We start from the raw sequence: 12,125 nt of genomic DNA, 5'->3' as shown, positions 1-12,125 counted from the left end.
TCAATCATAAGGTGCTGTCAGGCTGTTGCTCTGGACTGGCATCAATAAATGCATTGAGTTCATTACAGTGCTGGTGGATCCTCTGGATTTTTGGATAATCCGTTAATGGCACGTTAAACCGCAAGGCATTGTAGACCTGAGGTATCAGACAGATGTCGGCCAGGGTAGGGGTGTCTCCGATACAGAAAGGGTCATCCCCCAATTGCTGCTCACAGGCATCAAAACCTGTTTTTATCCAGTGCTGGTACCATTGGTTTTTTTGCTCGTCACTGATTGCAAATTCTGACTTCAGATATTTTAGTGTTCTCAGATTATTCAGAGGATGGATATCGCAGCTGATGATATTGGCCAGACTTCGAATCCGGGCTTTCTGCCAGGCATCACCGGGAATAATGGCCGGTTCCGGACAGGTTTCTTCAAGCCATTCCAGAATAGCCATGGACTGAATCACTCTGTTATTGCCGACTTCCAGTGCCGGTACCAGTCCCTGGGGTTGAATGTTTTTATATTTATCCTTTGTCTGTTCTGACTTCAACAGGTTAACCGGAACCAATTCGTAATCCACCCCTTTCAGGTTCAGGGCGATCCTGACCCGATAAGCCGCTGAAGATCGGAAGTAGCTGTATAGCTTCATTGCGTTATCCCTTTGCTGGCAGAAGAGTGGCCGAGACGTCACCAAAGCCGATTCTGGCAGCGCCTTCTTTCTCGCACCAGCCTCTCATGACCACGGTATCTCCGTCCTGCAGGAACGTTCTTTGTTCACCATTGGTCAGGTTTATAGCCTCCTTACCACCCCGGGTCAGTTCCAGCAGTGAGCCTGCTTCCTCTGGCCTGGGGCCTGACTGGGTACCCGTTCCCAGCAAATCGCCGGATTGCAGGTTACAACCATTACTGGCGTGATGAGCCACCATCTGACCCACACTCCAGTAGGAATGTTTGAAGCTGGATTGAGACAGCTTTTCCATGCTTTGTTGAGAACCTTTCATGGCGGGTGTTTGCAGGAGGACTTCCAGCTGAATGTCCAGAGCGCCCAGACTAGTGTTTTCTTCCGAGCTTAAATAAGGCAGAGGTTGAGGATCATCGGCAGGACGAAGGTAACCGGTTCGATACGGAGCCAGTGCTTCCAGCGTCACAATCCAGGGCGAAATAGTTGAGGCAAAGCTTTTCGCCAGAAACGGTCCCAGGGGCTGGTATTCCCAGGCCTGAATGTCTCGTGCAGACCAATCATTGAGAAGACACAGGCCAAATACATGCTGATCGGTCTTATCCAGCGCAACAGGGTCACCCAAAGGGTTGCCCTGACCGATGAAAATGCCCATTTCAAGCTCATAGTCCAGTCGTTTACAGGGACCAAAGGAAGGTTGTTCTGCGTCCGGTGCTTTGGTTTGACCAACCGGACGGTGAAAAGTTTGTCCTGAAACCCCAATGGATGAGGCCCTGCCATGGTAGCCAATGGGCACCCACTTATAGTTGGGAAGCAGGGGATTGCCGGGTCTGAACAGTGAACCGACGGCTGTGGCGTGATAGATAGAGGAATAGAAGTCTGTGTAATCCCGAATCTGGCAGGGCAGGGCGAATTCGGCTTTGTTCATGGTGATCAGACAGGGCTTCAGTTGGCTTTCCAGTTCCGACCCTGTTCTCAGTGCCCTGGACAGGCTGAGCCTGAGAGCGCTCCAGTATTCAAAACCCAACTCCATCAGGGGCGTCAAATTTTCCTGAGTACAGGCTGTCAGTGCCACGGCTGCCTTGCCGTCAAATGGCTTCAGCGCGTCTGTTGCCTTCAGGTCCAGAATCTGGTTGCCAATGGCTACGCCACATCGGAAAGGCTCACTGCCTGTGCGAAAAACAGCAAAAGGCAGATTCTGAATGGTAAAGTCGGCATCAGATTTGTTGGCACAAATTACCCAGCTGGTTAGATTAACGTCATGGGTCTCGTTCAGTGAAATCATTAGTTATCCTGAATGCATTGAGAAACAGGGTACCAGCTACTGCAAACAGCCTATCTGGCACGCGTGATTTTTCTTGTTAATGACTGTCTGACTTAAGGCTTCTGACCGGGATCAAAATGCTTCTTCAGGCCAGACCAGCATTTAAGATAGTCTTTTTGTCGCAGGTCGCTCTCCATGGCAAACTTTGAGGGTACGTAGACATATCGGGATTCAAACATGAACGCCAGAGTGTTTTCATAACGCACGGGCTTCAGCTCCGCTTCACTGGCTTTCCTGAATACGTCTGCCTCGGGACCATGGGGTGACATACAGTTATGCAGACTGCTGCCACCGGGTACAAACCCTTTTTCCTTGGCGTCGTAAACACCCTGAATCAGCCCCATGAACTCACTCATAATATTCCGGTGATACCAGGGGGGGCGGAAGGTGTTTTCAGCCACCATCCAGCGGGGAGGGAAGATGACAAAATCCAGGTTGGCTACGCCGGGTGAGTGAGATTGGGAGGTCAGAACCGTAAAGATAGAGGGGTCCGGATGGTCGTAGCTCACCGTATTGATGACATTGAAACGGGACAGCTGGTATTTATAGGGTGCCGAATTTCCTACCCAGGCAACGACATCCAGGGGTGAGTGATCGAGCTCACAGGCATAAAGGTGACCGGCAAATTTAGCGATCAATTCGAAGTTACCTTCTTTGTCTTCATACCAGGCAACGGGGTATTGGAAATCCCGGTCATTGGCGAAGCCATTGGCGCCTGCCGGGCCGCGTTCCGGCAGTGTCAGAGGGGCTCCATAATTTTCGCAGAGATAGCCGCTGGCCTGACTCTCCAGAAGATCCACCCTGAATTTCATACCTCGCGGAATCACGGCGATATCTCCCGGGCTGACCTGTAATTGACCCAGTTCGGTACAGATCATCAGAGCGCCTGACTGTGGCACAATCAGCAGCTCGCCATCGGCATTATAAAAAAAACGCTTTTCCATGCTCTGGTTAGCGGCGTACAGATGAATGGCACTACCGATCTGTGTAATGGCTTTACCATTAGCCGCAAGAGTGGTCAGACCGCTGATAAAATCAGTGGGTTGCTGTGGAGCGGGCAGCGGGTCCCAACGAAGTGGACTTGGCACAGGCGGCAGGTCTGTCAGGGGAGCGGTTTTAAGCAGGGGATTGTTGTCCCAGGGCTGGTAGTCTCCCTGCACAACAGAAGGGCGGATTCGATAGGTCCAGGTTCGGCGGTTCTGGTGTTTGGGTGCCGTGAAGGCCGTGGAGGAAAACTGTTCACAATAGAGCCCGTAAGCCACTTTCTGAGGGTTGAAGCAGGCCTTGGGCAGGGCACCGGGTAATGCCTCTGTTTCGTGTTCGTTACCAAAGCCCGTCTGGTATTCAAGATCGTCAGGTAATGTCATCAAACTGAACCTATGGTTTTTCTTATTTTCAAGCCTAATTTCCGGGTAAGGGTGAAAGTTGTTTGTTGAGGTCTTGAATTGTTTCCATTTTTAGCCAGTCATGAGCGTTTGTCCATACGGATTCTGGATTTTTAATCTCCCGGCGCTGTTGCGGCAGTGTTAATATCTCTCAGAACCTGATTGACCGAATAGACAACGTTTGAGAACTGACTTGCTAAATACCCAGCCTGTACGCAAAGGCTTTCTTCTGAGCCGACATAGCCAGGACCGCAGAGGACAGACGGAAGTTGTTTTGTGGGTTGTCACTGATGATGGTCCTGCAAAGCTGGTGGTTGAAGGGGAGCGTCCCGTCTGTTTTGTTGTTTCCTCGAGGTTTGAGCCGCTAAAGAGTGAGTTTTTCAGGAGTTATCCAACGATTGAGGCAAAGCCTTTACCTCTGAAGAACTTTCGTCATGAGCCAGTCACGGCCCTTTACAGTCAAAACGTGAACCAATCGTTTCAGATGCATGATTATTTTCGTACCAGAGGCGTAGAGTTGCTGGAAGCCGATGTCAGGCTGGCAGATCGGTTCCTGATGGAGCGTTTTGTAAACGGTGGCATGGCATTCACTGGTGATTTGGTGCAGAAGTCAGGCTATCAGGAATACCGCAAGGTGCGAATTCGTCCTGCTGAGTTTAATCCCGACTTCAAGGTGGTCTCCCTGGATATTGAATGTTCCGAGCGAGGTGAACTTTACTCCATTGGACTTTCGGCCGGGGACTTTGAACGGGTCATCATGGTGGGCGATCAGGAGCCGGTTGACTGGATACATTGGGTTGCTGATGAGAGAGCGCTTCTGGAGGCACTTGAAGAGACGCTCGGAACTCTGGACCCCGACATAGTGATTGGCTGGAATGTCATTAATTTTGATTTTCGGCTGCTGCTTAAACGGGCAGAACGCCATGGCATGCCGTTGAAACTGGGCCGGGGGCAACAGGCAGCCAGCTGGAGAAGTCGCAGAGGTGATAGTGGGCAGGGGTTTATTACCCTGCCGGGTCGAATGGTCATTGATGGCATTGAGGCATTAAAGGCAGCCACTTATCAGTTTGACAGCTTTAGTCTGGAGTTTGTGGCACAGACGCTTCTGGGCAAAGGTAAGGCGACAGAAGACGTAGATAACCGGATGGCTATCATTAATCATGACTTCCTCCATAACAAGGAAAAACTGGCCCGTTACAACCTGCAGGACTGCCGACTGGTTGCAGAGATTTTTCAACACACCAACATTCTTGATTACCTGAGATTACGCAGTCATCTGACCGGGCTGGAGCTTGATCGCATGGGTGGCTCAGTCCAGGCATTCACCAATCTTTATATGCCCCGTTTGCACAGGGCCGGTTATGTGGCTCCGAATTTACCGGAAGGCGGAGGGCTGGCCAGTCCGGGGGGGTATGTTATGGATTCCATTCCCGGACTCTATCGCAATGTCATCGTTCTGGATTTCAAGAGCCTCTATCCTTCGATCATCAGAACCTTCAAAATCGATCCACTGGGACTGGTGGAAGGTTTGCAGAAACCAGAAGGGGCGATTCCCGGTTTTCGTGGCGGCCTGTTCTCCCGTGACCGGCATTTTCTTCCAGATATTATTGCTTATTTCTGGGCCCAACGGGATGAAGCCAAGAAGCAAAAGGATGCTGCCCGCTCCCAGGCGCTGAAGATTATTATGAATTCCTTTTATGGCGTGCTGGGCTCAGGCGGTTGTCGTTTCTATGATACCCGGCTGGCCAGCTCCATTACCCTGCGAGGGCATGAAATCATGCAGCAGACGGCCCGTTGGATAGAAGAGCAGGGCTATCAGGTGATTTATGGCGATACCGATTCTACTTTCGTGCTCCTGAATGAAGCCTATTCCGATGAGCAGGCCAGATCCACCGGGAAAGAACTGGAGCGGCTGATTAACGACCGCTGGACAGCTAAATTAAAAGAGGATTATCAACTGGACTCGGCGCTGGAGCTTGAGTTTGAAACCTGCTACCGAAGGTTTCTGATGCCGACCATTCGTGGCGCGGATACCGGCAGTAAAAAACGCTACGCCGGTATTACAGCCACTGCCAGCGGGCAGCAACTGGTATTCAAGGGACTGGAAACGGTCCGTTCTGACTGGACGGCACTGGCAAAATATTTTCAAACGGAACTGTTCTCGTTGGTGTTTAACGATCAATCTCCGGAAAACCTGGTCAGGGAGACTGTGCAGAAAACGCTGGCCGGAGAGTGGGATGACAAACTGGTGTACCGAAAGCGACTGCGGCGTAATCTCAGGGACTATGTTAAACACATTCCTCCTCAGGTCAGGGCGGCCAGAAAAGCCGATGAGATCAATCAGTCACTGGGAAAACCACTAAAGTACCAGCGCAAAGGCTGGATTCAATACCTGATCACCGTCAACGGCCCTGAGCCGCTGGAATATCGCACCAGCCCCATTGATTATCAACATTACATCGACAAGCAGCTAAAGCCGGTGGCAGAGGGTGTTCTTCCGTTTATAAATCTTGATTTTAATACCTTGATTGACGAACAGATGGGACTGTTTTGACGGTTCAACCCGTCGTGCCAGACTGGGCCTTAACCATCATCACCCATAAGTACCTAACCAGTTGGTTTCGCATATTCTGGACGGCGGCTTTTTCCACCCTTCTGCGTTCCAACTCTGGTTGCGTAGCTATGGCTACGCGCCCGTCGTTGCGCCTTGAAGGATGAAAAAATCCACTCGCCAGAATATGCGAAACCAACTGGCCAGGTACTTAGGTCGTCTCTCGCCTAAACTGCCTGTCAGTTAAACAAGGTACACAAATAATCCAAAGGATTATGAAATTTCTTCCATTGGTTACGGACTGTTTCGGTGAAACTTTCTTCAAGTGAGTAGCCATAAACCGCATTGTTTGAAAAGCCATTGATCAAAGCGAGAGTCAATGCGGGAGCCAGAGTAAGAGCAACGTTTTTCAATAAATGACCTGAGTCCAGTGCTGAGCGTTGATGACTGAGAAGAGCCAAGACCAGGTTTCCGGCCATCAATCCTCCCACCATTCCAACAGTGATGTCGCTTCTTCTAGCACAAGGAGAAATCAAAATCGCGGTATAAACTACCATGGCGATGCTCGCTAATAGATCTTTTGATATGTGCGCGGCCCTTACGCCTCCGGATATGGCTGTAGCCCATGATCCAGCCAAGGCTCCGACTCCTGTTCCAGCCAAGACATCTGCTCCTGCTTCTGCTTTTGCTTCTGTCCAGACGCTATCGTCACAGTTTGAATTGTATTTTGAAAGAGGGCTTATTGCTGATAATCCCTCTACCAATGCGTGGGATACTATGTAACCAAAGATTGCTTTTACGTGTGAGCCATCTCTGGCGATCATCATGTCATAGACTATCGACCCGAACGTCATGCCAGCGACTGTTGACAACATGGAATATTCACTTTCAGCATAATCCAGAGGATGGGTTGTGCTTCTGTCCTGATACCTTGAACTCCGGATAGCAGTGGCTCCGGCTACCGTTCTTGCCACTACCTCATGGGTAAAGTAACTCGCAGTCACTATGGGCATAAGATAAGGATTGCTGTTAGTGTATGCTGCATAACCACTGTAGGCTGTTCCGGCATATCGCAATGTCTGCCACCAGGGTTGCTTAAGGGGCCAGGATGATACGTGCCCGGCTAAAGCGACCTCGGTGGAAGTGATAACGGCTGCGAGTTGATTACAAAAAGATGATTTGACCTTTTGTAGCTCATTTTGCTCTGTGCATGACAGATCAAAGCGACCTGCAAGGGCAGAGACCACCTCGGGTGATTTGCAGATGCCGTACCAGAATCCATAATTGATCACGGTGGAAATGGCCAGGCCGGAGCTGCTGGTTGCCAGCTTCAGGCTGTCTTCAACCAACGATGTATTACTGTAGTGGCTCAATAATTTAAATTGTTCTTCTTTTGATAGGCCTGAATGAGCGACTGAACATAAAAATAATAAGCACGAGAAAAGCGCTGTTAGTTGACCGGATATTTTCATTATTGAAATCCATAAACAGGGTATCTGATTTGCTATAAAGCAAATGACCAGTCAAATCTTTCCTGCCAGAATTAACCTGTTTCTTTTAAGTATCTGGTTAGGTACTTATAGCATCCAGTACGAGGTTCAAAAGGGACAGACGCTTAACATATGCTCTCCTTTGGCTGATCTTTGCAGTTATGAGAATTCGATCTGCATATAAGTACCTAGCCAGTTGGTTTCGCATATTCTGGACGGCGGCTTTTCGCATCCTTCTGCGTTCCAACTCCGGTTGCGTAGCTAAGGCTACGCGCCCGTCGTTGCTCCTTGAAGGATGAAAAAATCCACTCGCCAGAATATGCGAAACCAACTGGCCCGGTACTTACAGGAAGCTGTAGTGGCTGACCTTTTATTGTTTCCGGGAGAATTTATAGTACAGCAAATGAACTTTCGCTATTCAGTAACGGTCATTGTTTGGCGATTCACGAAATAAAATCTGGTCTCTCGCATCAAACCTAACCATTTGTTAATTAAACAAGGTATACAAATAATCCAAAGGAGCATGAAATTTTTTCCATTGGTTACGGACTGTTTCGGTGAAACTTTCTTCAAGTGAGTAACCATAAACCGCATTGTTTAAAAAGCCGTTGATCAGAGCGATTGTCAATGCAGGATACACGGTAATAGCGATGTTTCTCAATAAATGGTTTGAGTCTAGCTCTAAGTTTTGTTTTAACAGAATCATCAGGACTGTGAGTCCGGTTCCAGCTCCGGCCATGGCTCCAAGCAGGACTTCGTCTTCAATTCCGGATAAAAATTCAGTTTTACTGAGTGAGAAGGTCATATAACCCACTACGGCTGTGGACAATGCCAGGTCAAAGAACCCAACATAGAAGGCTCCGGTTAAGGCTCCGGCTATTGATCCAGCCAAGGCGCTGGCTAAGGTTTCTGCCGCTGCTTCCAGATCGACTGCGTGGGCACTGTCTGAATGAGATGCTGAAAAATAGCTTATGGGTAGTAATAACTCTACCAATGCAGCAAACCCAAGATAAGCAGAGATTGCTTTACCAGTTGAAGCGCCTGCGGCGAGAAACTTGTGATAAAAAATTGCTCCGAACATCACGCACGTGATTGATTTCACTACGGCATATTCACTGCAGGTATAATTTTCAGGTTGGATTGAAGGACTGTCACGAGTCCTTAAAGCCAGTGAAGTCATAGCTCCGGCTACCGTTCTCGCCACTATTTCATGGGTAAAGTAAGTCGCAGTCATTATGGGTATAAAACGAGTGTCGCATTTTGTGTATGCTAAATAACCAATGTATCCGGTTCCAACAAATCGCAGTGGCCGCCACCAGGGCCGCTTAAGGGGCCAAAGCGATACCTGACCTGCTAATGCAACCTCAGTGGAGGTGGTGACGGCTGCGAGTTGATGACAAAAAGAAGATTTGAGCTCCTGGAACTCATTTCGCTCTGGGAGATTCAGGCCAGGGCGACCCGTGAGGGAAGAGACCAGCTCAGGTGATTTGCACAAGATGCCGTACCATAATCCGTAATTGACCACGGTGGAAACGGCCAGCACGGAACCTCTAACGACCAGTTCCAGATTGTCTTCGACTAATAATGATGCATTATTGTAGTGACTTAATAAGTTGAATTGTTCTTCTTCCAATATGCCTGAATGGGCGACCGAACAGATAAATAACAAGCACAGGAACAGCAGTATTGATTCAGGAATGTTTTCATTGTCTGTGTTTTTAATTCGGGCAACTAATTTATTGATCACTAAATGACGGACTGAATCTTCCCAAACCGGGAGTAGTTTGTTTTTTGTAGCTGTAAAAACACGACCAGCACACATAGGAGTCTCTCATTCGGTTCGGGTTCTTTGTGTCTTGCTGTTACCAAGAGACGATATAGTACAGCAACGGAACTTTCGCCATTGACAGTAAGTGTTAAATAAGCGAAAAGCCCTGTGTCTCTGAAGGATTTCAGGGCGTTTTGTCAATTAAACAAGGTGTACAGATAATCCAAAGGAGCATGAAACTTCTTCCATTGGTTACGGACTGTTTCGGTGAAACTTTCTTCAAGTGAGTAACCATAAATCGCATAGTTTGAAAAGCCATTGATCAGAGCGAGCGTCAATGCGGGAGCCAGAGTAAGAGCAACGTTTTTCAATAAATGATTTGGGTCCAGTGCTGAGCGTTGATGACTGAGAAGAGCCAAGACCAGGTTTCCGGCCATCAATCCTCCCACCATTCCAACAATGGTGTCCCTTCCTCTAGAATAAGGAGAAACCAAAATCGCGGTGTAAACTACTATGGCGGCGCTCGGTAATAGATCAGATGTGTGCGCGACCCTTACGCCTCCGGATATGGCTGTAGCCCATGATCCAGCTAAGGCTCCTACTCCTGTTCCAGCCAAGACATCTGCTCCTGTTTCTGTCCAAACGCTGGCAACACCGTTTGAATTGTGTTTTGAAAGAGGGTTTATTGCTGATAATCCCTCTAACAATGCGTGGGATATTATGTAAGCAAAGATTGCCTTTGCGTGTGAGACATCTCTGGCGATCATCATGTCATAGACTATCGACCCGACCATCATGCCAGCGACTGATGACAACATGGAATATTCACTTTGTGCATAATCCAGAGGTTGGGTTGTGCTTCTGTCCTGATACCTTCATTGCAAGAATATTATAATTATTTTTTAACTGTATGATTTTGCATGGATTTTATTCAGAGCCTGTGTTTCAGGCTCGTTCAGAAAGGAACTTTCAGCAACGCTGATCTATGGTTCTGGTAGATTTTTTGTAGACCCTTGGCACAGCATTTCCACGACTTTCAGGTTCAGGATAGACGGTAGCTCGTTATCGTTCTCCACCATAAAGTCCTTCAGGTCATTCACTGGCATCTCGTAAATACTGACGAACTGCTCTTTCGGCAGGAAGCAGTTTTTGCCGATAACTGTCGGGTCGTAGTAATCATCCCTTACACGAATAACCGCTTTACCAAAGAGGCAGTGATCGTGGCTGATGCCGAGCACATAGTGTATGTCATCAAAGTCCTGCTCATGGAGGTTGAGCAGATAGTCAGCTGCGGTCTTGTAGCTGTTATGGGGAGTAACCGGAATATCCAGTTTTTGAATGGATGCTGGAAGCGGATGCAGGGTTACCTCCTGAACTTTTGGGGTTACTCCGAAGTGTTGAAAGTACTCCTTGATATAGTCTGCCATCATAACGTTGTCCCTATTGTTATGTTTTTGAATTTGATCGCCAGAGATAACCCGCAACCGATTTATTCAGCTATTTCCTCATCAACTGCTTGGTAATCGATGTTCCAGGCGTCTTTGCCAAAACCGTTAAGCCAGAGCTTGAGCTGAAGCGAGTCCATAGTGGTGGCACTGATTTCATAGCAGTCCTCATGCTCAATGTAGGTTTGATCTTCTGATAATTGGGATTCAAGAATATGAAGCCCAGCTTTCTTATTGACGCAGAAAGACAGTTTTACTTTTCTGCCTTCCCCGAATGCAAACCGCGCCTCATCATTGTATTGCTTCAGGTCAAAGCCCTCTGGTCGTTCAAAGGTCATTGAGGTTGAGCGAGCGGTTAACATCCTGTGCATCGCCAAATTCCGCTCATCGTCATAGCCCTTGAACCGGCAGACCAGGTACAACCGAGGTCCTTGTTGAGCCAGTCCCAGGGGCATGACGGTTTTTTCTTTTACCTCTCCACCTGCATTCCTGTAAGCAATATCCAGCCAGCAGTTGTTGTAGAGAGCGCAGCTGACTTCATTGAATACATCCGGTTGTAACTCGGGCGGTAACAATGGCTGCATCTCAGGTGCCACAACCACCTTGGATAGCCACTGAATCTCCTTGGTGGGATCCTGGGCATGGCTGATATTGCGGTTTGCCTCTTCAAAAAAACCAGACATGGAATCCATCAAGCTGCTGGGTAATAGGTTCTTCAACGTCTTATGTGCCATTTGCAGGATCAGTGACTCTTGGATACTCAGGGAGTTCACCGTAAAGCCTACCGCCTGTAAGCTCCACCGGTAGCCATAAGGCTTGCTTCGGTCATTCATATCAATGGGGAAATGACTGCTTTCCATCAGTGATTTTAAATGTCGTTGAATGGTGTGAATATCTCTATCCAGACCAATCTCGGCCAGCTGTTGTTTCAACTGTTGAGCAGTAATCCACCAGCTTTTGGGGATGCGCTTCAGTAACTCAATAATGAGAATGGTGGTTTCCAGAGAAGATTGTCGTTTATTCATGCTATTGTCAGACTCCGCAAGACAGGTGTAGCATGGAAAGCTCACTTCAGCGCCATTCGGCAACGCTTTCCCGTTTTAGAATCCCATCATAAAACAACCCTGCGACGAGTTGTGTCGCATATAAACCATTTTTGCAAAATTTTTCTTTGCTCCTGCTTCGCCAATACCCGACTACCGCCCAACACCTTACAAGCGTACAATTACTATCTTCCCAATATTTACCTTTGAGCTATCTGGTCCCATGCTCCCCGGCGTCAATAAAAGACAATGGTAAAAACCACGGGCGGTAGCGTGGCTGCGACCTGATTATTGGGCGTTTAGTCTTGCTTATAAGGGTAAGTTTGAGAGGCTGACACAATTTGTGTTATTCGTACTGCTGGACATCCAAATACTCATACCCGGACATACTGCAGAGTCATTCAAGGTATTATGAAGACTGGGGCAAAGCCCCTATGCTGAAAGCGTGAACCAGC

The 12,125-nt window shown here is 48.3% G+C and carries 9 protein-coding genes; 1 reads left to right on the top strand and 8 read right to left on the bottom strand.

Annotated features, from left to right (window positions below):
- Positions 1–4: 4 nt before the first annotated feature.
- The 3 genes from maiA to hmgA form a co-directional block, all read right to left on the bottom strand.
- Entirely contained in the window at positions 5–634 is a 630-nt protein-coding gene (gene maiA / locus ACOMG9_RS13730; protein WP_448217268.1) for a maleylacetoacetate isomerase, read from the bottom strand.
- A 4-nt stretch (positions 635–638) separates the two neighbouring features.
- Positions 639–1,949, bottom strand: a complete 1,311-nt coding sequence (gene fahA / locus ACOMG9_RS13725; protein WP_448217267.1) for a fumarylacetoacetase — start codon at positions 1,947–1,949, stop codon at positions 639–641.
- A gap of 92 nt (positions 1,950–2,041) precedes the next feature.
- Positions 2,042–3,355: a homogentisate 1,2-dioxygenase gene (hmgA, locus tag ACOMG9_RS13720; protein ID WP_448217266.1), complete on the bottom strand. Its 1,314-nt coding sequence runs from the start codon at positions 3,353–3,355 to the stop codon at positions 2,042–2,044.
- Between the two features lie 199 nt (positions 3,356–3,554).
- On the opposite strand from hmgA, the gene ACOMG9_RS13715 reads away from it, so the two are divergent.
- Positions 3,555–5,927, top strand: coding sequence for a DNA polymerase II (locus tag ACOMG9_RS13715; RefSeq protein WP_494528961.1), 2,373 nt, complete (start codon positions 3,555–3,557; stop codon positions 5,925–5,927).
- A 236-nt stretch (positions 5,928–6,163) separates the two neighbouring features.
- Here the strand turns inward: ACOMG9_RS13715 and ACOMG9_RS13710 are convergent, their stop codons facing one another.
- From ACOMG9_RS13710 to ACOMG9_RS13690, 5 genes are all read right to left on the bottom strand, one after another.
- Positions 6,164–7,297: a hypothetical protein gene (locus tag ACOMG9_RS13710; RefSeq protein ID WP_448217264.1), complete on the bottom strand. Its 1,134-nt coding sequence runs from the start codon at positions 7,295–7,297 to the stop codon at positions 6,164–6,166.
- Between the two features lie 604 nt (positions 7,298–7,901).
- Positions 7,902–9,236, bottom strand: a complete 1,335-nt coding sequence (locus ACOMG9_RS13705) for a hypothetical protein (RefSeq protein ID WP_448217263.1) — start codon at positions 9,234–9,236, stop codon at positions 7,902–7,904.
- Between the two features lie 143 nt (positions 9,237–9,379).
- Positions 9,380–10,000, bottom strand: a complete 621-nt coding sequence (locus ACOMG9_RS13700) for a hypothetical protein (RefSeq protein ID WP_494528960.1) — start codon at positions 9,998–10,000, stop codon at positions 9,380–9,382.
- Between the two features lie 165 nt (positions 10,001–10,165).
- Positions 10,166–10,612, bottom strand: a complete 447-nt coding sequence (locus tag ACOMG9_RS13695) for a hypothetical protein (protein WP_494528959.1) — start codon at positions 10,610–10,612, stop codon at positions 10,166–10,168.
- Positions 10,613–10,671: 59 nt separating this feature from the next.
- On the bottom strand, positions 10,672–11,697 hold the full coding sequence (locus tag ACOMG9_RS13690) for a helix-turn-helix transcriptional regulator (protein ID WP_494528958.1): 1,026 nt from the start codon (positions 11,695–11,697) through the stop codon (positions 10,672–10,674).
- Positions 11,698–12,125: the final 428 nt, after the last annotated feature.

The sequence above is a fragment of the Endozoicomonas sp. PH6C genome, assembly GCF_059322965.1.
This window is presented reverse-complemented; position numbering and strand designations above follow the sequence as displayed.

What these genes read in the sequence shown, in the direction of transcription:
- ACOMG9_RS13695 (WP_494528959.1), bottom strand. Translation starts at nt 10,612, where the DNA reads ATGATGGCAGACTATATCAAGGAGTACTTTCAACACTTCGGAGTAACC.
- hmgA (WP_448217266.1), bottom strand. Translation starts at nt 3,355, where the DNA reads ATGACATTACCTGACGATCTTGAATACCAGACGGGCTTTGGTAACGAA.
- maiA (WP_448217268.1), bottom strand. Translation starts at nt 634, where the DNA reads ATGAAGCTATACAGCTACTTCCGATCTTCAGCGGCTTATCGGGTCAGG.
- ACOMG9_RS13705 (WP_448217263.1), bottom strand. Translation starts at nt 9,236, where the DNA reads ATGTGTGCTGGTCGTGTTTTTACAGCTACAAAAAACAAACTACTCCCG.
- ACOMG9_RS13700 (WP_494528960.1), bottom strand. Translation starts at nt 10,000, where the DNA reads ATGTTGTCATCAGTCGCTGGCATGATGGTCGGGTCGATAGTCTATGAC.
- fahA (WP_448217267.1), bottom strand. Translation starts at nt 1,949, where the DNA reads ATGATTTCACTGAACGAGACCCATGACGTTAATCTAACCAGCTGGGTA.